Source organism: Hyphomonas sp. (assembly GCF_013823385.1).
In the GTDB taxonomy this organism is placed as follows: domain Bacteria; phylum Pseudomonadota; class Alphaproteobacteria; order Caulobacterales; family Hyphomonadaceae; genus Hyphomonas.
The window spans coordinates 1-21,258 of the sequence record NZ_PNMA01000027.1 but is presented as its reverse complement, the minus strand read 5'-3'; the positions used below and the strand labels follow the sequence as shown (position 1 = coordinate 21,258).

General features: G+C 63.4%; 20 protein-coding genes. 8 read left to right on the top strand and 12 right to left on the bottom strand.

What is annotated here, in order from left to right:
• Positions 1-3: 3 nt before the first annotated feature.
• From C0456_RS14715 to C0456_RS14690, 6 genes are all read right to left on the bottom strand, one after another.
• Positions 4-420, bottom strand: a complete 417-nt coding sequence (locus C0456_RS14715) for an endonuclease domain-containing protein (protein WP_291053654.1) — start codon at positions 418-420, stop codon at positions 4-6.
• Between the two features lie 65 nt (positions 421-485).
• The gene (locus tag C0456_RS14710) at positions 486-1,691 is read right to left on the bottom strand and encodes an acetyl-CoA C-acetyltransferase (RefSeq protein ID WP_291053651.1); all 1,206 of its coding nucleotides are present in this window, start codon (positions 1,689-1,691) and stop codon (positions 486-488) included.
• 182 nt (positions 1,692-1,873) lie between these two features.
• Entirely contained in the window at positions 1,874-2,311 is a 438-nt protein-coding gene (locus C0456_RS14705; RefSeq protein WP_291053649.1) for a PaaI family thioesterase, read from the bottom strand.
• 295 nt (positions 2,312-2,606) lie between these two features.
• Positions 2,607-3,782, bottom strand: coding sequence for an acyl-CoA dehydrogenase family protein (locus C0456_RS14700; protein WP_291053646.1), 1,176 nt, complete (start codon positions 3,780-3,782; stop codon positions 2,607-2,609).
• 109 nt (positions 3,783-3,891) lie between these two features.
• Positions 3,892-5,676: an acyl-CoA dehydrogenase C-terminal domain-containing protein gene (locus C0456_RS14695; RefSeq protein ID WP_291053643.1), complete on the bottom strand. Its 1,785-nt coding sequence runs from the start codon at positions 5,674-5,676 to the stop codon at positions 3,892-3,894.
• Positions 5,677-5,787: 111 nt separating this feature from the next.
• Positions 5,788-6,267 carry a MerR family DNA-binding transcriptional regulator gene (locus C0456_RS14690; protein WP_035593225.1) on the bottom strand — a complete coding sequence of 160 codons (480 nt, stop codon included), beginning with the start codon at positions 6,265-6,267 and terminating at the stop codon, positions 5,788-5,790.
• A gap of 273 nt (positions 6,268-6,540) precedes the next feature.
• Between C0456_RS14690 and C0456_RS14685 the strand changes: the two genes are divergently transcribed.
• The gene (locus C0456_RS14685; protein WP_291053639.1) at positions 6,541-10,248 is read left to right on the top strand and encodes a peptidoglycan-binding protein; all 3,708 of its coding nucleotides are present in this window, start codon (positions 6,541-6,543) and stop codon (positions 10,246-10,248) included.
• Between the two features lie 12 nt (positions 10,249-10,260).
• On the opposite strand, the gene C0456_RS14680 is transcribed toward C0456_RS14685, so the two are convergent.
• Positions 10,261-12,432 (bottom strand): beta-propeller domain-containing protein, encoded by a 2,172-nt coding sequence (locus tag C0456_RS14680; protein WP_291053637.1) that lies wholly within the window; start codon positions 12,430-12,432, stop codon positions 10,261-10,263.
• 131 nt (positions 12,433-12,563) lie between these two features.
• Here C0456_RS14680 and nudC point away from each other — a divergent pair, with 131 nt between their 5' ends.
• Positions 12,564-13,481 (top strand): NAD(+) diphosphatase, encoded by a 918-nt coding sequence (gene nudC / locus C0456_RS14675; protein WP_291053635.1) that lies wholly within the window; start codon positions 12,564-12,566, stop codon positions 13,479-13,481.
• 104 nt (positions 13,482-13,585) lie between these two features.
• Positions 13,586-13,810 carry a hypothetical protein gene (locus C0456_RS14670; protein WP_114104887.1) on the top strand — a complete coding sequence of 75 codons (225 nt, stop codon included), beginning with the start codon at positions 13,586-13,588 and terminating at the stop codon, positions 13,808-13,810.
• A gap of 228 nt (positions 13,811-14,038) precedes the next feature.
• Here the strand turns inward: C0456_RS14670 and C0456_RS14665 are convergent, their stop codons facing one another.
• A complete protein-coding gene (locus C0456_RS14665) occupies positions 14,039-14,503 on the bottom strand; it encodes a YHS domain-containing (seleno)protein (RefSeq protein ID WP_291053632.1) in 465 nt (154 codons plus the stop codon).
• On the bottom strand, positions 14,500-15,018 hold the full coding sequence (locus tag C0456_RS14660; RefSeq protein ID WP_291053629.1) for a hypothetical protein: 519 nt from the start codon (positions 15,016-15,018) through the stop codon (positions 14,500-14,502). The genes C0456_RS14665 and C0456_RS14660 overlap by 4 nt, the downstream gene beginning before the upstream one ends.
• A 124-nt stretch (positions 15,019-15,142) precedes the next feature.
• Here C0456_RS14660 and C0456_RS14655 point away from each other — a divergent pair, with 124 nt between their 5' ends.
• Entirely contained in the window at positions 15,143-16,063 is a 921-nt protein-coding gene (locus tag C0456_RS14655; protein ID WP_291053626.1) for a LysR family transcriptional regulator, read from the top strand.
• On the opposite strand, the gene C0456_RS14650 is transcribed toward C0456_RS14655, so the two are convergent.
• Positions 16,047-16,883 carry a prephenate dehydratase gene (locus C0456_RS14650; protein WP_291053624.1) on the bottom strand — a complete coding sequence of 279 codons (837 nt, stop codon included), beginning with the start codon at positions 16,881-16,883 and terminating at the stop codon, positions 16,047-16,049. The genes C0456_RS14655 and C0456_RS14650 overlap by 17 nt on opposite strands.
• A 162-nt stretch (positions 16,884-17,045) precedes the next feature.
• Here C0456_RS14650 and C0456_RS14645 point away from each other — a divergent pair, with 162 nt between their 5' ends.
• Positions 17,046-17,819 carry a cytochrome c family protein gene (locus tag C0456_RS14645; RefSeq protein ID WP_291053621.1) on the top strand — a complete coding sequence of 258 codons (774 nt, stop codon included), beginning with the start codon at positions 17,046-17,048 and terminating at the stop codon, positions 17,817-17,819.
• 80 nt (positions 17,820-17,899) lie between these two features.
• Here the strand turns inward: C0456_RS14645 and C0456_RS14640 are convergent, their stop codons facing one another.
• Positions 17,900-18,760: an NlpC/P60 family protein gene (locus C0456_RS14640; protein ID WP_291053619.1), complete on the bottom strand. Its 861-nt coding sequence runs from the start codon at positions 18,758-18,760 to the stop codon at positions 17,900-17,902.
• Between the two features lie 30 nt (positions 18,761-18,790).
• Positions 18,791-19,183, bottom strand: a complete 393-nt coding sequence (locus C0456_RS14635; RefSeq protein WP_290917925.1) for a MarR family transcriptional regulator — start codon at positions 19,181-19,183, stop codon at positions 18,791-18,793.
• Positions 19,184-19,303: 120 nt separating this feature from the next.
• Here C0456_RS14635 and C0456_RS14630 point away from each other — a divergent pair, with 120 nt between their 5' ends.
• The 3 genes from C0456_RS14630 (at position 19,304) to C0456_RS14620 (ending at position 21,075) form a co-directional block, all read left to right on the top strand.
• Positions 19,304-19,789 (top strand): transcriptional repressor, encoded by a 486-nt coding sequence (locus C0456_RS14630; protein WP_291053616.1) that lies wholly within the window; start codon positions 19,304-19,306, stop codon positions 19,787-19,789.
• Entirely contained in the window at positions 19,786-20,709 is a 924-nt protein-coding gene (locus C0456_RS14625) for a thioesterase family protein (protein ID WP_291053613.1), read from the top strand. The genes C0456_RS14630 and C0456_RS14625 overlap by 4 nt, the downstream gene beginning before the upstream one ends.
• Positions 20,710-20,787: 78 nt before the next feature.
• Positions 20,788-21,075 carry a DUF1330 domain-containing protein gene (locus C0456_RS14620; RefSeq protein ID WP_291053611.1) on the top strand — a complete coding sequence of 96 codons (288 nt, stop codon included), beginning with the start codon at positions 20,788-20,790 and terminating at the stop codon, positions 21,073-21,075.
• The last annotated feature ends 183 nt before the right edge of the window (positions 21,076-21,258 follow it).

Below are 21,258 nucleotides of genomic sequence, written 5' to 3'. Positions count from 1 at the left end.
ATCTTACTCCTGTTCGCTTTGCGCACTCCTCCCCCGTTTACGGGGGAGGTGGCCGGCGGAGCCGGTCGGAGGGGGGAGCCGCAAGGCAATTGCTTTGAGGACTTCATCAGTCCGGTTGAGTATGTCGTCATTTGAGAAGCGCAGAACATGCCAACCAAGCTCCATGAGCTTGCGGGTGCGGCTCGCATCGCGCTCGACAGCATCGGCTGAACCATGCGCGGAGCCATCGATCTCGATGACAAGCCGGGCAGGAATACAGGCGAAATCGGAGATGAAGTCGTCAATCGGATGCTGCCTTCTGAACTTCTGTCCACAGAGTTTCTGTCCTTTGAGCCGGGCCCAGAGAATGGTCTCGGCTGTGGTCAGGGTCCGGCGGAGAGGTTTTGCATGAGGAGCGGAACGCCATTCCTGTTCGCGCATGCTGCTCCCCCCTCCGTCACCTTCGGTGCCACCTCCCCCGTAAACGGGGGAGGAGTGCGTGACCGTTACACCCTTTCGATGATCGTGGCGGTGCCCATGCCGGCGCCGACGCAGAGTGTGATGAGGCCGGTTTCCTTGCCGGTGCGCTCAAGCTCGTCGAGGACCGTGCCGAGGATCATGCCGCCGGTGGCGCCGAGGGGGTGGCCCATGGCGATGGCGCCGCCGTTCACGTTCATTTTCTCATGCGGGATATCCAGCATCTTCATCATCAGCATGACGACAGACGCGAAGGCTTCGTTCAGCTCATAGATGTCGATATCGCCGGGGTTCATGCCGGCTTTCTTCAGCACCTTCTGGGTCACATAGGTCGGGCCCGTCAGCATGATGCCGGGCTCAGACCCGATGGAGGCCATGGCGCGCACGCGGGCGCGGGGTTTCAGGCCCATGGCTTCGCCCATTTCTTTCGAGCCGAAGAGAACGGCAGAGGCGCCGTCCACAATGCCCGAGGAGTTGCCGGCATGGTGAACGTGGTTGATCTTTTCCAGCTCGGGATAGCGCTGCTTGATCACCTCATCAAAGCCCATCGCGCCCATACCCGCGAAGGACGGGTCCAGCGCAGCAAGGCTCTGCATGGTCGTGTCGGGGCGCATATGCTCGTCATGGGCAAGGCGGATGCCGCCCATCTGGTCGCGCACAGGAACGATCGACTTGGCAAAGCGGCCTTCCTTCCAGGCCTGCGCGGCGCGGCGCTGGCTTTCCAGCGCGAAGGCATCCACGTCATCGCGGCTGAAGCCGTACTTTGTGGCGATGGTATCCGCGCCGATTCCCTGGGGCGTGAAGTAGGATTTCAGCGCGATCTGCGGGTCGGTGGACCAGGCGCCGCCGGCAGCGCCCATCGGCACGCGGCTCATCGATTCAACACCGCCGCCGATGGCCATGTCGGCCTCGCCGGTCATCACTTTCGAGGCGGCCATGTTGCACGCTTCCAGGCCCGACGCGCAGAAGCGGTCGACCTGCACGCCGGCGGTGGTTTCGGCATAGTCCGCATTCAGCACGGCGATCCGCGCGATATCGCCGCCCTGCTCGCCCACGGGCGAGACGCAGCCGAACACAACGTCGTCGACCTTGGATGTGTCGAGATTGTTCCGGTCACGGATGGCCTGCAGCACCTGCGTGCCGAGACTGAGCGCGGTGATTTCATGCAGCGCGCCGGAGGATTTGCCTTTGCCGCGGGGCGTGCGCACGGCGTCGTAGATATAGGCTTCGGGCATGGGGTGGCTCCTTTTTGGAACTTAGAAAAAACAGGACGCAGACACAGTATGTGCCTGATAGGGGGCGTCATCCCGGAAAGCGTGAAACGCTTGTCCGGGACCCAGGCCTGAAACGGCGGTGACTTGCCGCTTCTGGGTCCCGGGTCGCTGCGCGCCCGGGATGACACAAAACTTATGTGGGCTCATCTGTCCCCTCCAGCCGGTGCCTTCACCGGATTGAGCGTGAGGGAGGCGGTGGCCCGCGCGGCTTCCTTGCCGCGGGAGTCGAAAAGGTCGGCCTCGGCGAAGACCATCGCCCGGCCGACATTGCGAAGCCGCGCGGCCACCTCAATGGGACCAACGCGGACGGGACGGAGGAAATGTGTGTGCAGGTCCACCGTTGAGGGATACTTCGAGGTTCCGGCTTTCACGGTTGTCAGCATGCCGATGGTATCGTCCATCATGGCGACGAGAAAACCGCCCTGGATGTAGCCGGCGGGATTGGTGAAGTCCTCGCTGCCATTGAACCGGACGCGCGTGGTCATCGCCTTCGCGTCCAGTTCAATGATCTCAAAGCCGAGGGACACCGAGCTGCGCGCAGGCGTAGGGAAGACTTCGCGGAGGAGATGGCGATCAGGCATCAGTCGACAAGATCTACCTTCCTGTGCCTCATCTCCGCCGACACTTCTCGCAAAATTCTCAGAAACTCACCATTTCGAAAACTTGACAGAGATCGACAGTTCAAAAACCGCAAATTGACTTCACCAGGCCATCCTGGCCCGCCCCACTCAACTGCATCCCAGTATGCATCCAAGTTTCGACCGAACAAATGACCAAGTTCGGGCTTAGTTGCGGTAAGATAGCGATCCCAAAATTCGGTCTCGCTTTGCACACCGCAACAATCAACCTCGATAACCGGCCAGTTGCTCCAATCCCTCAAAGCGTCCTCGCGATCAGCATTTTCATCACTTCGTTGGCACCGCCATAGATGCGCTGGACGCGGGCGTCGGCATACATCTGGGCGATGGGATATTCATCCATATAGCCGAAACCGCCATGCAGCTGGAGGCATTCGTCGATGATCTTGCACTGCAGATCGGAGATCCAGTATTTCGACATCGAGGCCGTGGACGCGTCCAGCTCTTCCTTCAGAAGAAGCTCTGTACAGTGATCGGCGAACACTTTTGCGACAGTTGCCTCGGTCTTGGCTTCGGCGAGCTTGAACTGGGTGTTCTGGAAATCGAAGATCGTCTGTCCGAACGCCTTGCGGCCTTTGACATAGTTTACGGTCTCGTGGATCGCGCGCTCGATCATGCCGACGCCCTGGAGGCCGATGATGTGGCGCTCCTGGGGCAGTTTCTGCATCAGCTGGATGAAGCCCTTGCCCTCTTCCCCGCCAAGCAGGTGAGCGGCGGGCACGCGGACATCATCGAAGAACAGCTCGGAGGTATCGGCGGCGTGTTGGCCAACCTTGTCGAGGTTGCGGCCGCGGCGGAAGCCGCCTTTGCCTTCAACCGCTTCTGTCTCGACACAGATGATCGAGATGCCTTTGGCGCCTTTGGTCGGGTCGGTCTTGACGCAGAGCAGGATCAGGTCAGCGGTCTGGCCGTTGGAAATGAAGGTCTTCGAGCCATTGATAACGTAGTGATCGCCATCCAGCTTTGCCGTCGTCTTCATGCCCTGCAGGTCAGAGCCGGCGCCCGGCTCGGTCATCGCGATGGCGGTGACAAGGTCGCCGGAGCAGATTTTCGGCAGCCAGCGCTGCTTCTGTTCCTCGGTGCCATAGGCGGTGATGTAGGGGGCGATGATGGCGTTGTGCAGGGTGATGCCGAAGCCGTCGATGCCCTTCCATTGCTGCTGCTCGATGATGATGGCCTCATGGCGGAAGTCCCCGCCTGCGCCGCCATATTCTTCCGGAACCGAGGCGCCGAGCAGGCCCATCTCGCCGGCCTTCTTCCAGATCTCGCGCGGCACGATACCGGCCTTGCGCCAGGCGGGCACATGCGGGGCGCATTCCTTCTCGAAAAACTGGCCCACGGCATCGGCGAAAATGTCGAGCTCTTCATCCTGGCGCCAGGCGGCCTTGGGGACGTTCAGGGGGCTCTCATGCATCGGTATCTCCACATCTTTTCGTAGCGTAAAGTTGCCGCTTACGTTCACGTCAGCATGTAAGCGTGGCGGCCCGGATTCTCCAGCCGTGCCGCCACGTCAGGGAACCGCGTCAGAATTGCGCGGCGTCGAGCGCCATCATGGTCCCAGCGCCGGTTTTCACCTTGATGAGATGGGCGCCGGCATCAGGCAGCATCCGCTCGACAAAGTAACGGCCCGTGGCGAGCTTGGACGCGTAGAACGGGTCGCCGCTATCCTTCTTCTCCAGGGAAAGCTTCGCCATGCGGGCCCACATATAGGCCAGCGCCGTGAGGCCCATCAGGTGCAGATAGTCATGGCTGGACGCGCCGGCATTGTTGAAGTCGCTCATGCCGTTCTGCATCAGCCACATCGTGCCGTCCTGCAGCTGGGCACGCACGGTTTTCAGGCCCTCGATGAAGGGCTCAAGGCCTTCCATCTTTTCATTGGCGGAGATGAACTCGTCGATCTCGCCGAAGAAGGAGAAGACCGCGCGGCCGCCATTGGCGCCGAGTTTGCGGCCAACGAGATCCAGTGCCTGCACGCCATTGGTGCCTTCATAGATCAGGGTGATGCGGCAATCGCGGACGATCTGCTCAAGGCCCCATTCGCGCGTGAAGCCCGAGCCGCCATGCACCTGCAGGCCGAGATTGGCGCTCTCATAGCCCTTGTGCGTCAGATAGGCTTTCACCACCGGCGTCAGCAGGGCCATATAGTCGCCCGCCTTCTCGCGGACTTTTTCGTCGGGAGATTTGTGCTGAAGGTCGCCCTGGAAGGCCATCCAGTAGGTGAAGGCGCGGCCGCCCTCGATGAAGGCTTTCTGCTCCAGCAGCATGCGACGCACATCGGGGTGGACGATGATCGGGTCTGCCGGTTTTTCCGGGGCCTGCGCGCCGGTGAGCGAGCGGCCCTGGACGCGGTCCTTGGCGAAATCGAGGGAGTTCTGATAGGCGATCTCCGCCTGGGACAGCCCCTGCAGGCCCACGCCGAGGCGCGCCTCGTTCATCATCACGAACATGGTGCGCATGCCCTTGTGCTCTTCCCCGACGAGCCAGCCGGTGGCCCCGTCATGGTTCATCACGCAGGTGGCATTGCCATGGATGCCCATCTTCTCTTCCAGGCCGCCGCAATAGACGGGGTTGCGCTCGCCGAGACTGCCATCCTCATTGACGAGGAATTTCGGCACGAGGAACAGGGAGATGCCCTTGATGCCTTCCGGGCCGCCTTCGATGCGGGCGAGCACAAGGTGGATGATGTTGTCGGTGAGGTCCTGCTCGCCGCCGGAAATCCAGATCTTCTGGCCGGTGATCTTGTAGCTGCCATCGGGCTGGGGAACGGCCTTGGTCTTGATGAGGCCGAGATCGGTGCCGCAATGGGGCTCGGTCAGGTTCATGGTGCCGGCCCATTCGCCCGAGGCCATCTTCGGCCCGTATTTCTGCTTCTGTTCGTCAGAGCCGCCGGCCATCAGGGCCTGGAAAGCGCCATGGGTGAGGCCGGGATACATGCCGAACGCCATGTTCGAGGAGGAGACCATCTCGGTCCAGGCGATGTTGACGACATGGGGAAGCCCCTGCCCGCCCATCTCCGGATCGGTGGCCAGCAGCGGCCAGCCATTCTCCACCAGCTGCTTGTAGGCGTCCGGGAAACCGTCGGGCGTCTTCACGCTGGCATCGGCGGCGCGCTGGCAGCCCTGCTTGTCGCCCACCGCGTTCAGCGGGAACAGCACGTTCTTGGCGAACTTGGCGCCCTCATCGAGGATCTGGTCGATCGTCTCGGGCGAGGCGTCAGCGAAGCCCGGCAGGTTGGAATAATTCTGCAGCTCAAGCACTTCATGCAGCACAAACTGCATGTCGCGGACGGGGGCATCATAACGGGGCATCTTCAGACGACTCCTTGGCAATAAGAAAGTTTGAGCCCTTCAATGCCAAAGCGCGTTGGAAAAGTCATTCCAACGCGCTTCATTATCTTCAAAAATGTCAGTAACGGCCGATCAGACTTCGTCGAGCTGTTTCCGGGCGACCTGCTCATAGGCGGCTGCCTGGCGCTTGGTCTCTTCCGACGGGCCGGGGTTTTCCACGATGCCCTGCAGCCAGTCGATGCCCTTATAGAGTTCTGTGAGGGCAGTATCGATGTCCTGGCGCTGGACTTCCAGTTCGCGGGCCTGCTTGCGGAATTTCTCCAGCATCATGCGCGTCTGGGCGCGTTTGCCGTCGTTCAGGGCGTAAAGGTCCAGGATTTCGCGGATATCGGCCAGCGGCAGGCCAAGACGCTTCAGGCGAACGATGATGGTGAGGCGCGCGCGGTCGCGGTTGGAATAGAGGCGCATCATGCCATCGCGGGCCGGATGCAGCATGTCCTTGTCTTCATAGAAACGCAGGGCGCGGGGGGTGACACCAAACTCGCGGGCGAGTTCGGAGATCGTGTAAGTACGTGATTCTGCAGCAGAAATGGATGAGGTGGGCTTGTGCATGGCTGTCTCCCTTGAAGTGCAATTTTTATTGTTCTTATTATTAGTCAGCGCAGACTATCCAGCTTTCCGCGTACGTCAACGTCAATTTTCCGCTTACGCGAACGGAAAGTGTTGGCACGCCCTCTGTCAGCTTCCTGCATCCCGGCTAATCCCCGGAATTAACAGAATTAACGCGCCCTTAAGGGAATAAGACGCATTTCTGGCGAAGTATGAACAAATCGGCCGCTCGCCTTAACCCGGCGCAGCGGCGCGGGTGCGCAAGGAGTGGGCGCGATGAGCCAGACGGGGCCCTGGAGCGTTAAGGGGATCGATCAGCGAGCCCGGGAAGCCGCGCGCGAAGCCGCGATGGCGGAAGGCATCACGTTGGGCGAATATCTCAACCGTCTGCTGATGTCGGCGGAGGAGTCCCATTACGAGGAGATGCGCTCTCCCTATGAGGGGCCCTCTTACGGCGATCCCTCCTACCGCACCCCGCCTCGGCCGCCGCGCAGCGACTACCGGGGCGAACAGCGCCCCCAGCAGGACGCCGCCACAGCGCTTGAACGCCTCTCCCGCCGCATCGAGGCCACCGAAGCCCGCTCGACCCTCGCCATAACCGGCATCGACCATACCGTGCTGGGCCTCGTGGCCCGCATCCAGAACGCCGAGCAGACCAGCGCGGCCGTGGCCGGCCATGTCGAAGGCCTCATTGATGAGATGCGCGAAACGCATGAGGCGCTGCAGGCCAAAGTCCGCCGGATGGAGCAGGACGAAACCGGCAAACAGAATATCGAAGCGCTCAAAGCGCTGGAAGCAGCCCTCGGGAAGCTCGCGAGCCACGTCTATGAAGAAGCCGAGCTGACCCAGAACGAAGCCCTTGCCATCAAGGGCCGCGTCGAGGCCGGCTTTGCCGATGTGACCGAACGCGTCGAGACCATCGACACCCGCGTCCAGCGCACGCTGTCGGAAACAGCCGCCCGCATCGACCGCGCCGTGGAGCAGGCCGAGCAGCGGGCCGAGGGCGTCACCCGCCACCTCTCCGAACGGATGGGGCAGCTGGAAACGGAAGTTCGCGAACAGACATCCAAACTGGAAGGCCGCCTGGATGCGCGCGCCAGCGACATCGAAGCCAGCCTTCAAGGCCGCGTCGATGATCTGGAACTGCAAACCGCCGCCCGCGCAGGCGATGTTCAGAAGGCAGAGGAACGCCTGAGCGCCGTCGAGGACGATGTCTCCGGCGCGCTCTCCTCCATGGAGGCAACCCTCCTGCGCGTGCAGGAGCGCCTGAACCGCGCCGAGACGACGACCGACGCAGCTCTGAAGGGTCTTGAGTCCACCTTCGCCTCGCTCGACGAACGCATTGATGCCGTTGCCAAGACCGTTGACCCGGAACTGGCAGACCGCCTGCGCAAGGAATTTGAAGCGCGTTTTGAGGACATCACCCAGCTCGTCCGCTCCACCGTCGACAATGCGCGGATGGAACTGGCCGGCGAGATCACCCGCGCTGCCGAGCAGGACGCCGAAACCGAAACGCAGCTGCGCACGGAAATCGGTGAACTGAGGGCCCGCCTGGCCGAAGTGGAAGCGCGCGATCCCGAAGAGCTGACCTCCGGCGTGCGCGAAGAGATCGAACGCCTCGGAACAACCGTCTCGGAACGGATCGATGCGCTCGCAGAGCATGTCGAGAACCGTCTGGAAGAAAGCGAAATCCGCGGCGCCGAAGCCATCGAACAGGTCGGCGAACAGGTCACTGTGGCGGCTGTCCGCCTTCAGAAGCGTCAGGACGAAGCCCTCACCGCGCTCGCCCAGGAAATCGAAGCCAGCCGCAAGTCGGCCGATGCGCGTCTCTCCGACGCGCTGGCCAGCGTGTCCGAACGTCTGGAAGAGATTCACAATCAGTCCGCCGACTCGCTCTCCCCGATGCAGCGCGCCATCGCCACGCTCGCCTCGCGCCTCGAGAGCCTGGAAGCCTTCACGGTGCCGCCTGGGGCCGAGCTGCCCCCGCCTGCGCTGACCCCCGAAGCGCCTACGACCTTCACCGAAGAGCCCGCCGCTGATCCTTATGCGGAGACGGAAACCTCAACCGAAGAAGAAAGCGAAGAAGCAGAAAGCAGCGAGTTTGAAGCCGGCGTTCCCGAGATTGAGTTTGAAGACCTGATGCCCGGTCATCCGTGGTCTGAGGAAGAAGAGTTCAACTCCGGTATTGAAGACTGGGAGACGCCTGCCAAAGCAGAAGCAGAGGCGCAGCCGGAGGAAGAAAGCCCCTTCGGGTCTGACTTCGAGGCCATCCGCGCCGCTGTCGAGCGCCTGAGCAATGTAAGCGCGCAATCTGCCGCGTCTGCCCAGGAAGAGACGGAAGAAGAAGACGCCCCGGAGCTTGCCGCGCCCGCCGTCAGCGAAGACGCCTTTGATGACGCGTTCGAGCACGACTTTGAAGACGATCTGGACGACAGCGAGTTCATGGCGGGAATTCCCGATACGTCCCCGCCGGATATCTCAGCACAAGATTATGATCCGCTGGCAGAACTCGCCGGGCTGGAAGAGGCCCGCAGCGAGGCGCGCGAATCCGACATTTTCGACAGCGAGATCGAAGGGGCGCCTTTCATTGCCGAAACGCTGCCGAAGGCAGATCACGAGGATGAGGATGGCCTGATCGATACGCTGGACAATGCCGCCGCCGACCGCGACGCCGAGACCAGCGACTATATCGCCCGCGCGCGCCGCGCCGCGCTGGCGGCAGCCGACACGCAAGGCAAGCCCCGCCGCCTGCCTGTCTCCCCGGCCAAGCAGACGAAAACCGGCAGCAACCGCACGCCGCTTCTGATTGCTGCCTCCGCCGCCGTGCTCACCGGCGCGGCCGCTGGAGGATACCTCTACCTGCGGGGCAAGCAGCCGCATGATCCCTCCCTTTCGGGGCCGGTCGACACCTATGTCGATCCGATCTTCTCATCTGCGCCCCCTGCAGAGGCCGACATCCGGCAGCTGGCAAGCCTCAACGGCGAAGCAGGCTTTGGCGAACCCGCCGAAGAAGACCTCTTCGACAGCGCGGCCGGCGCCATTGAGGAAGACATCTTTGGTGCGCCGGACGCTGACGAAACTGCTGCCGCGCCGGCGCCGGCCGCTGCGGTGAAACCAGCCCCCACCATCGCCTCCCTCAGCCCGCAACCCGCTGCGAGCTATCCGCCCATCCCGGCCGTGGTGACGGTCGAGTCCGAAGCCAATGCCGGCAATGCGATTGCCCAGTACCAGCTGGCGCAAAGCTATCTGACGCAGAATGATCTGGAGGCGGCGGTTCCGCTTCTGCGCCGCGCCGCCCTGAAGGGCGCAGCGCCCGCGCAGTATGATCTCGGCAAACTCTATGAGCAGGGCCTGGGCGTCGATCAGGACATGATCGAAGCGCGCAACCTGATCACCAAGGCCGCAGAAGCAGGCCATGTCGGCGCGATGTACGATCTTGCCCTGTTCATGGCCGAAGGCGAAGGCGGCCCGGTGGACGAGGCCGGCGCGGTGGAATGGTTCAGCAAGGCGGCCGATCATGGCTTCCTGGATGCCCAGTACAATCTCGGCGTGATGTATGCTGAAGGCATCGGCACGCAGCAGGATCTTGCCGAAGCGCTCTACTGGTTCGAACTGGCCACCCGCAAGGGCGACAGCGCCGCTGCCCTGGAAGTGCGCAACCTCACCGGCCGCCTGCCGCCGCAGACAGTGCGCGAAGTGATGGAAGCGGCCGATGTGTGGAGCGAGCTGCCGAGCATCGCGCTCGCCAATGGCCGCTTTGGCGCGCAGCGCTGGAACACGGGCAACCCGCTCCAGGTGCAGGCGGTACAGACCGCGCTCTCCCGCCTTGGCTACCTCTCCAGCCAGCCGGACGGCGTGATCGGTCCGCAGACGGCAAATGCCATCCGCGAGTATCAGCGCAGCGAAGGCCTCCCGGTGACCGGCACGGTAACCCCGGAGCTGATCGAGCGCCTCAACACCGGCGCCTCGCGCGGCCGGGGCTGAGGCGCCCCTTCCCTATTCCGTCAAGGGCGCGGTGAGGTCGATCCGGCCGGTCTCGGTGACCTTGCCGTCCTTGACCTCCCCTTCGACCAGTTCGGAATTGATCAGCGCCAGCACGCGCCCGCCGGTGAAGATCGGCCGGGCATTGCCATACCAGTCGATGCAGGACACCTCGCAGGTATAGCCGGTCTCCGAAGGCAGGCGCGGATCGCGGCGCGTGGCGCCGAGCATACCGGCCTCAGACAGGCTGCCGTCTGCACTGGCAGAGACGTAGCTCATGTCAGAGCTGCGTGACCACCACCACCAGCGCGCCGCTTCCTCAGAGCGCGGAACAGTCGGCAGGCCGATCAGGCCGGCGCCATCGGCGCCAATGCGGCTGTTGAAGGCATGGCTGCGGTTCTCGCTTTCATACCGCCCCTTCAGCTTGAGCGTTCCGGAAACCCGCGGCTCAGCTCTGAGGTCGATCAGCGAGAGGCTGAGGCCCTTGCTGTCATGATAGCCGGTGAGCGCCATATAGGGCCCGGCACGCTCGGCGCGGATCACGTCATGGGTGAGTTCCACCGTCACCGGCTGGTTAGGCGCATCGACGGGCACAATGATCGCGCGCCCCGCATCCCGGGTCTCGCCTTCTCCCGGTGGCCAGCTGCCCCAGCCCTCGCGCGCGCCATAGACCAGATGCTTCTCGGTGAAGCGGGCCTCATAGTCTGAGGCGCCCGGCGTCGGCAGATCGAAGTAGCGCCCGCCTGCGGTGTCCTGGAACACTTCATCCAGCGCATCGAGCGGCACATCGAAGAAGGTGAGATCAGCTTCATCCTTGCTGTCCCAGCTATCGCAATCCCGGTGGCGCCAGTCGAGCACGGCGCGGAAGGTGCCGGCGTCCATGTCCATGGAGAACTGGTTCTGCGGCGTGCCGCGCACACCCAGCACGGCCGGCTTGGCGCCATCCACCGGCAGACGTACCAGAGCCGAAGGCGCAATATCGGCAAGCTGCGGGCGCGGCCCGGCGGAACAATCAGGATAGGGAACACCCCGCCGCAATTCCCGCTCCCGCTCTTCATCAGCGGGACTCATCCAGAGCCAGAAGGCATCCTTGGTGACGAGGAACTCATGCGTCTCGGTTCCGACAATCGCGGTTGCCTTGCAGGCCGGAATGGCAGCATCGGTCAGGCCGGAAATATCGCACACCGTCACCGTATGGATCACGGGTTTCAGCGTCCGCTGAACCGGCATCCAGATGTCGGTGGCGCTGAACAGCGGGCGGCCATCTTCAAGCTCCGTACGCTCACGGAAACCGTCACCATCCTCCTGGCGCCATTCGCGGATCACCGGAATATCAAGCTCGTCCCACCAGCCACGCCCCACCAGATAGATCGGCGTATGGATCACGAGCTTCCCGTCGATCATGCGCGTGGCATAGTTGGAGCCGGAATAATAATCGTTGGACGAAATGTAGAAGGTCGCCTGGCGCGTCACCTTCCCGTCTTCGCCAAGATTGAGCACGGTGTATTCGGTTGCCTCCTCACGATAGGAATATCCCGTCACCAGGATCGTGCGCCCGGCGACCAGCACTTCATCATACCAGGTGTCTTCATTGCTGGAGCGATAGACATTCGCGCGGTCTGCCAGTTTCAGGCCCGGCTGCCCGCCCGGCATCAGGTCCGTCACGAAGAGGCGGCCATCCTGAAGGATCACCAGATGCTGGCCGATCTGCTTGATGATGCCGCCTTCATCGACCCCGGCTTTCTGATTGTTGGTGATCTCGGGATTATCTGCCGACCCCGGAACGGCGCTGGCGGTCACAGTGACTTCCTGAGAGGGCGCAGCCTCTGCGGCTGGCGCCGGCGTGCCTATCGCCATCGTCATATCAGATGTCGGCGGCGGCGCGGAGAGCACGGGATAGGGCCGGCCGATGCCGCGCGCTTCAGCGGCCTCGCGCGTTGCCCTGATCCAGTCCTTGAATTCCTCTTCGCTGCGGAACTTCGAAAGCGATGTTGCGCGCAACCTGTCCAGCGCCGGGTCTTCAAACGCGGCGAGCCTTTCTTCCTGCTCGGGCACTTCAAAACCGGCATAGCGGTTTTCCAGCGGCGCCGGCGGCTCGGGCGGATCCACAAAGGTCTGCCGGGGTGAAAAATAGGCGCAGCCACTGGCGGCCAGCGCAACAAGCGGTAATCCGAGATAGCGTTTCATGATGTGCGTCCCCTCAAACATGTGCGCACACTACCGCATGCGAGTGCGGCGGAGTAGTGGCAGACCCGTGGCGAGGCTGGCGCGGCGTCCGGTGTTCCCTTCTCCGAAAAACCAATCTAGTCCTCTGGCCCATGACGAACTCGAACGACATGCCCCTCGCCGCCAAGCCCATCAACCGCGCCGCCCACCGGCGAGATGATGAGGCCTGGCTTGAAACAGCCATCCAACAGGACAACGCCCTGATCCTTCTCCTGCGCGCAGGCGAACCCTTCGTCGCGCGCGACGGCGGGCTCTACTGGTTCGGCCCCGAAGCCGTCCGCGTCTCGCCCGGCAGTCCGCGCCTCTTCCTCGGTGAAGACAAATCCGGCGCGCCGGTCTTCGCGCTCGACCTTCCGGCCAAGTTTGATGTCGCCGGTTCGCTGATTGCCGGCGCAGGGGAGTTCCTCGACTTCCGCCAGGCATCTGCGCGCATGCCGGACATGGATGCCAACTGCGCCTCGACCGCGCGCAGTCTTTTCCTGTGGCACCAGAGCCACAGGTACTGCGCAAAATGCGGGGGGCAGAATGGCGTCGTCGAAGCGGGCTGGAAAGCGCAGTGCGCCGAATGCGGCGCCGAACATTTTCCGCGTACCGATCCTGTCGCCATCATGCTTGCCGTAAGGGGCGAGCGTGCGCTGATCGGACGTCAGAAGTTCTGGCCCGCCGGCTTCATGTCCTGCCTCGCCGGTTTCTGCGAACCGGGCGAAACGATCGAGCAGGCAGCGGCGCGCGAACTCTTCGAAGAGGCTGGAATCCACTGTGATCCCAGCAGAGCAGAGTATGTCGCCTGCCAGCCCTGGCCCTTCCCATCCTCGCTGATGATGGGCTTCATTCTGCCTGCTGACTCAGAGGAAATCAGCATCGACTCCAAGGAGCTTGAGAGCGCGCGCTGGGTGACACGCGAAGAGATGCGGGACATCCTCAACGGCACGCACAGTGAACTCTTCTGCCCGCCACCGACCGCCATCGCCCATCATATCATGAAGGTGTGGGCCTTCCGGAACGATTGATCGTGTACGGACTGCTACACGGATTCTCCTCATTTGTGAAAATCAGGAGTTGATTTCTCCCGAATCACGATATTATTGGCTGGCCAGATGATAGGAGATCAGACATGGCAGTTGCAAAGAAACCCGCCGCTAAAGCTGCCACCAAAGCAGCCCCGGCAAAAAAACCGGCAGCCAAAGCTCCGGCCGCTAAAGCAGCACCGGCGAAGAAGCCCGCTGCCAAAGCTGCCCCGGCGAAAAAGCCGGCCGTGAAAGCCAAGGCAGCTCCTGCTGCTAAAGCTGCTCCGGCAAAAAAACCGGCCGCTAAAAAACCGGCCGCAAAAAAGAAGTAAGTCTACGGACAATCTTCACATGAAACGGGCGAGCTGGTCTCGCCCGTTTTTTTATATTTAAATCAAGGAGTTGCGGGAAACTCCGCCGGCGCCGTCGCGTCCGCCCAATTCCCGCCCGCTGTTTACATACCGCGCGGGCCACTTTCGCTCACCCTTCCCTCCAGCTCCCATGCGGCTCGGCTGAGTTACGAAACGGCTGGCACGCCAATCGGTCCCTGCGTGCCCGGATCACCTCTGCCGGTTGAGGTCTGGCCAGGTCTCATCGGCCTTCGCGATGAAGCCTGGAATGTCGTCTTCCCACTTCTGCTGAACCGAGGCGCTGTAGTTCAGGTAGAGCTTGCCATCGACGATCTTCCAGAAGCGCGCATCCCCCTTGGCATGGTAGCCTTGGCTGACGGCCCAGGCGCAATAACCTCCATACTGAGGTGCATACTTTTCCGGATTCCCGAGAAAGACATCCCGGTTGGCGCCGCTGGCAAAACGGAAAGTGGCGCCATGATACTCGGCGGTAAAATCCTTTGATCCCTTGCTGGGTTTGCCGTCCTTGAAATAGGCGACCGGATCATATCCCTGCACCGCAACATCGGAGAAGAGGTCGGTATAGACCGGCGGCTCTGCGGCAGCAGGCGCGGGCAGGATCAGCATGGGCGAAGCCGCCATCAGCAGGGCGACCAGAAGCGCGCGGGGTTTCATCCGTGAGGAACCTTTTCTGCTGAAGGCGACGAGGCAGGCGGCAGAATCAGCGCGCCGGAAAGCGCGCGTCCCAAATCGAGCAATGTCCGGCGGCCCGCGATGAGCATCCCGATCGATGCGAGCCAGACGACAACTGCCATCGCAAACAGGCCGCCGCCATCGCCGTTGGGATCAACGCCGAGCGGCGTGAAGAGGTGAAAGCTCACCGCGCCGGTCATCACTGCAGTCGCGATCAGCGCGCCGATGACACGCAGGCGCTTCAGGCGCGGCACAAGGCTGGCAAGCAGCAGCGATGAGGCCACAAGTTCCGCGCTGCCGATGACATACTGGCTGAACAGACCCGTCTGGGCAAAGAGGCCCGCCGCGCCCAGGCTTGCCGCCCAGGCATCCAGCTTGCCGAAGATGGTTTGCGTCTCCGGCGCGTTGGTAAACTTGAAACGCAGGCTGTCGAGAAACACGCCGGCGGCGATCAGGCTGTAGGCCGGCCCGCCGAGATTTTTAAGATGAATGGCCACTGGCCCCTCCCCATATGTGTGGTGGCCTCATTTGCGCCCGCTTGGGTTCTTGCGGCAAAGCAAGTAGTCGTGAACACTCTACACAGCCGCGTGATGGCGGCCCGTCAGTTTCCGGAGGACCGGTTTGGACAGAATTGAAGCCATGCAACTGTTCGTGCGGGTTGCTGATGCGGGCAGCTTTTCGCGCGCCGCTGCCGATCTCGAGCTGGGCCAGCCGACCGTCTCGCGGCGGATCCAGGATCTGGAAGCCAGCCTGGGCACAACCCTCTTCCAGCGGACGACCCGCGCCCTCAGCCTGACTGAAGCCGGCGAACGCTTCTACCGCCGCGCCGTCGACATCCTCACCGAGTTTGATGAAGCCGAAGCCGAGGCGCGCGGGCTCGAGCATTCGCCGGTCGGGCTGCTCCGGGTTTCCTGCTCCCATTCCTTCGCCCGGCGCGTGGTGGCGCCTGCCGTTCCGGTTTTCCTCGCCGCCTATCCCAGCATCCGGTTTGACCTTGTCTCCGACGATTCGCTCACGGACCTTGTGGCCGAAGGGGTCGACATTGCCTTCCGCCTGGGAGAGCTGCGCGACTCCCGCCTCATGGCGAAGAAGCTGGGAGAGGCGCCACAGGTGCTCTGGGCGTCTCCGGATTACATCGCCCGGCACGGCGCGCCGCAGGCGGTGGAAGAAGTGGTCAACCACAATGCCGTCGTCTTCCGGCATACGCGTCAGACGGTCTGGGATCTGCGCCGGGGCGAGGAGCATTTCGAAGCCCGCGTCGATGGCCCCTTCCGTGCCTCTTCGGGCGAGACACTTCTGGAGGCCGCCGCCGGCGGGCTTGGCATTCTCATGGCGCCTGCCTGGCTGGCGTCAGAATGTTTCGGGGATCAGCGCCTGGTCCGTGTGCTGCCGGAATGGCAGGGCCCGTCCCTGCCGATCCATGCGGTGTGGACGTCCGGCAAGCTGCGCGGCAAGGCGCGGCTGTTCGTCGAGCATATCGAACCGGCCATCGCGCATGCCTGCTCGATGGCGCGGCTGGAAGCGGCTACAGCCGCGCGTTGACCGCCTTGGGAAAGACGCCCAGAATCTTCAGCGACTGGGAGAAGAAGCCAAGCTCCTCCAGCGCCAGCTGTACCGGCCGCTCGTCCGGGTGGCCTTCAATCTCCGCATAGAATTGCGACGCCTCGAATGAGCCGCCGACGAGATAGCTTTCCAGCTTCGTCATGTTGACGCCATTGGTGGCAAACCCGCCAAGCCCCTTATAGAGCGCGGCCGGAATGTTGCGGACCTCGAAGATGAACGCCGTCTTGGCCGGGCCATCGCCGGCATCGATTTCGGCAGGCTCGCGGGACATGATGACGAAGCGCGTGGTGTTATGAGCCGCGTCCTCAATATTCTCGGCCAGGATTTTGAGGCCGTAGACTTCCGCCGCCAGGCGCGGGGCAATCGCGGCGATGCTGGGATCGCGGAGTTCGGAGACCTCTCTGGCGGCCCCAGCAGTGTCTGCAGCCGTCACCGGCTCAATCCCATGCTTGCGCAGGAAGTTGCGGCACTGGCCAAGGCCCATGATATGGGAGCGCGCCTTCCGGACATCTTCCAGCTTCGTGCCCGGCAGGGCCATCAGCTGAAACCGGATGGGCAGGTAATATTCGCCGGTGATGTGCAGCTGGGTGGTGGGCAGCAGGTAGTGAATGTCGCCTACCCTTCCGGCAATGGTGTTTTCCACCGGGATCATGGCGAGATCGGCGTCGCCGCGCTCCACGGCGATGAAACAGTCCTCGAACGTCCGGCAGGCCATCGGTTCGAAGCCGGGGAACGCTTCGCCGCAGGCGATATGCGAGTTCGCGCCGGGTTCGCCCTGATAGGCAATTTTGCTGGTCATGCCGGAAATCCCTGTCTGAATGACCCCCGGCATGCGTCTGATCGCCGCGACGGCGGGGGGAAGCGCCCCGAACAGGCACCCGTTATATTGTGCGCACCCGGTTAGCGTGCCAAAAGGCGCGCGCCAAGACAGAATAACGCTACAGATTCGAAGGAATGCCCCATGGGAGAGCTCGGTCTAAACAAGATCATTGGAGCGGTGCTCGCAAGCGCGCTCGGCATCATGTTCCTCATGCAGCTCCCGAACGTGGTGTTCGCCAGCGGCGCTGGCCATCACGGCGATGAGCATGGCGAGGCAGCATCGCTTTCTGAGCAGATGTGCCAGAAGTTCCATTACTGCGTGGAAGTGGCTGAAGCCGCCGGTGCTGGCGCAGCCGCTGCAGAAGAGGTGTTCGACCTGGGCGCCGCCCTCGCCAGCGCCGACCTGACGCGCGGCGAGCGCCTGTTCGCCAGCCAGTGTTCGACCTGCCACACCATCAACCAGGGCGGCGCAAACGGCACTGGCCCCAATCTTTACAACACTGTAGGCGCCGACAAGGCCCACATCCCCGGCTTCGCCTATTCCGGCGCCATGACCAATGCACCGGGCACCTGGACCTATGAAAACCTCGACGAGTGGATCAAGAACCCGGCTGCCTATCTGCGGGGTACGTCGATGTCCTTCGCCGGTATCCGCCGTGACAATGACCGCGCAGCCGTGATTGCCTATCTGGCCGCCAACACCGCCAACCCGCCTGCCTTCCCGGAGCCGCTGCCGGCGGCTGATGAGGCCATCGATGCTGTTCCGAGCGATGGCGAACTGATCGACGGGGAAGCTGTTCCTGTTGAAGGCGCTGTTGTTCCGGGCGAAGGCGAAGCGGCGCCGGCCGAAGAAGGCGCGGCCCCGGCCGAAGCCCCGGTTGAACCGGCCCCGGCAGAAGAAGCCCCGGCCGAGTAATCCGGCCAGCAAACGACCCCATCAGACGTCAAACCCCGGCCTTGGCCGGGGTTTTTCGTTTGGGAACAAGGCCGTAAAACTCAGGCGGTGAGCCAGGCAGGCGGCTTGCCACGCTCGGCCGCCAGATCGATCCGCCGCACGCCGGTGACCGGGCCTGCGATCTTGCCAATGCGCTCAATGGCCTCGGTCAGGGGTTCCTCGGCGACGGCCATGTGATGGGCGTTGGCGTGCAGCAGCGTGCCGGGCCCGGTCAGGATGCCGGCATGGCCCTCCCAGAACACGACATCGCCGCGACAGAGCCGGACATCGGATGGACAAATCCGGACAGTTTGGGACACTTCGGTGCCAGCCCAGGCCGCCTGCATGTCAGAATCGCGCGGCAAGAGGACACCGCATGCCTCGAAGGCCTGCTGGAGGAGGCCCGAGCAATCAAGCCCCAGGCTTTCCCGCCCGCCCCAGAGATAGGGCGCGCCGAGGAAGCGGAGGGCGACGGCGGCGGGGTCGTCCTCGAACGTGTCGAGCGCGCTCAGATGCGCCGCATGGACCCAGCCTGCCCGCGCGCATTCGACCCAGGGGCCTTCGCGCCGGCCGGTGGCCACCAGACGGGCGCCGAGGCTGAGCAGGAAATGCGGGGCGGATTTGAGGTCTGCCTGCGAGAAGGCATAGGTGCGCAGGGCGGAGACCTTGTGGGTGACCGGGCGGATGGGCGCCGAGAGGGCCGCCATCAGCGCCCAGCCGACATACCGGTCCCGCTGGCACTGGACGAGGCCGAACTCCCCCTCCTCGCGGAAGACCTCCACAGCCTCCCCATGCAGGGCGAAGGTGGAGACGGGGCCATCGGGGGCGGGCGTTTCGCGGATGGCCACAGCGCCGGCGGTGACCTGAAAGGCTGCGCCTTCCCCTTCCGGGCGGGCGAGGCGCTTGTCAGTCAGATCCGGCATGGGCGGGCCTCCCAGAGGGGCAGCCCGGCGTCAGGCCACAGCGGAGCTGCGGCGGGAGGGCTTGCCTGAGCCTGTTTCTTCGCCGGAAGCGGCCGCCAGCACAAGCCGCGCGAAGGCGCGCAGATAGCTCATGCCTGCGGGCGTGCGCTCCACGAAGATCGAGCGCAGGTCTGTATCGTCGGGCAGGCGGCGGATGAAATCGAGGCGTTCGAGCGCATCGAGCGCGCGGGTGACGGCCGGCTTGGCGATGCCGAGATGTTCGGCCAGGCCGCGAACGGTGTGCGGGCCAGGGGTGAGGGCGATGGTCATCAGGACCGCCTGCTGGCGCGCGGTGAGATCGGGCGCATCCGACCGGACAGAGGCCGTGACCGCCTTGCGCCAGAGTTCCAGACCATCCCGCTCCGACAATTGCATCCCGGCCATGCCTCCACGCTACGATTATTTCGCTACAGGAAGGAATCTCGGGTGATTTGCCGGTAGCGTCCAGTGCCTCTTGCGGCGTTACCCCTTCACATTCAGCACAAAACACCAGACATTAGCGCCATGGCCCAGTCACACACTCATGATCCTGCTTCCGCCAACACGCCCTGCGCCCCGCAGGATGTGGACGCCTTCCTGGCCGAGGCCGAAGCGCTGGTGGCCCGCCAGGGCCAGCGGATGACGCGCATCCGCCGCAAGGTGTTGCGCCTGCTGCTGGAGAATGACGGGCCGGCCAAGGCCTATGACCTGCTGGCCAATCTGGACGGGGAAGGCGCGGCCAAGCCGCCGACCATCTACCGCGCGCTGGACTTCCTTCAGGAGACCGGCCTCGTCCACAAGATCGAAAGCCTCAACGCCTATGTGGCCTGCGGCCATACGAGCCATAATCATTCGGCGGTGTTCCTGATCTGCGAGGTCTGCCAGAACGCCGAGGAACTTCACGCCGTGGCGACCAGCCAGGCGCTCAAGAAAGAAACCGAAGCCGCCGGCTTCCAGATGACCCGCGCCGTGATCGAAGTGCGCGGGCGGTGCAGGAGATGTCACGCATGATCCCACTCTGGCAGGGTAGCTGTAACCAGTGGGATTGCGATGAGATGGGGCACATGAATGTGCGCATCTATGTCGAAAAACAGCTGGAGGGGATGGTCGCGCTGGCGAGCCATCTCGGCTTGCCCGAAGCATTTCGCCCCAACGGGCCCTCTACGCTTGTCCCCATCGACCAGCATATCCGCTTCGTGCGCGAAGTGCTGCCGGGGCGGCCGCTGGCCATGCAGGGCTGCGTGCTGGAAATCGGCGAACATGACGCGGTGATCTATCAGGAACTGCGCCATGGCGACGGGCAGCTTGCCGCTGCCTTCCGTACACGGATCGCGCATATCGACACCGCCGAAGGAGAGCCCTTCCCCTGGACCGCCCGAACCCGCCGGAAGATGGAACAGCTCATCGGCACAACGCCCGAGGAAGCCCTGCCGCGCAGTTTCGATCCCGACGCGCCGGGCCTGCCCTATGCGGAAATCACCATGGAAAAGGTGAAGGCCACCGGCGTGCGCCAGATCGGCATGGGGGCTGTTCCGCCCGGCCATTGCGGCGCACACGGATGGATGGAGCCGTCCTGGTTCATCGGGCGCATTTCGGACTCGGTGCCCAACCTGCTGTATGAATGGCGCCAGAAAGTGGCCGAGAATGCTGGCGGCAAGCGGATGGGCGCGGCAGTGCTTGAATACCGCCTGCGCTATCACCGCCTGCCCCGCGCCAGCGATCTCTACACCGTGCACACCTCTCTTGGGAAAGTCGCCGGCAAGACCCATTCGCTGGTTCACTGGGTGATGAACCCCGCAACCGGCGCGGCCTGGGCCACCTGCGAAGCCGTTGCCATCACGCTGGACCTTGACGCGCGCAAGGCCATTCCCGCGCCGCCGGAGATGCTGGGAGAACTTGAGGCGCTCGCGCCGAAAGGGCTTACGGTCTGACATCCGCAACGGCAGGGATTTACAAGCCCTGCCCTGCCCGCCGATGGTGTCTGCCACCAGAAACGGGAGAGACACGACATGGCCGCTTATGTAATCCTGATCCGCGAGAAGCTGCGCGATGGCGAGGCGATGGCCCGCTATGCCGAGGCCGCCAAGAACGCCCGCGGCGATCACCAGATCACGCCGCTGGCCTTCTACGGCAAGCATGAGGTGACCGAAGGGGCCGATGCCGATGGCGTGGTGATCCTCTCCTTCCCAAGCATGGCCGAAGCCCGGGCCTGGTATGACAGCCCGGAATATACCGCCGCGCGCGCCCACCGCTATCAGGCGGCGGATTATCGCGTGATCTTTGTGGAAGGGGTTTAAGCGGGGCGGGGTGTGGGGCGCGGCTAACCGGCGGCGCCTCTTTTTGCCTTGCACGGCCCCACCCCAACCCTCCCCGCAGAGCAGGGAGGGGGCAGGTTTCGCCATTGGAGAACCTTCCTCTCCCCACAGAGCAACAGGCCCCCTCCCCATGACTATGGGGAGGGATGGGGTGGGGTGGCTCGA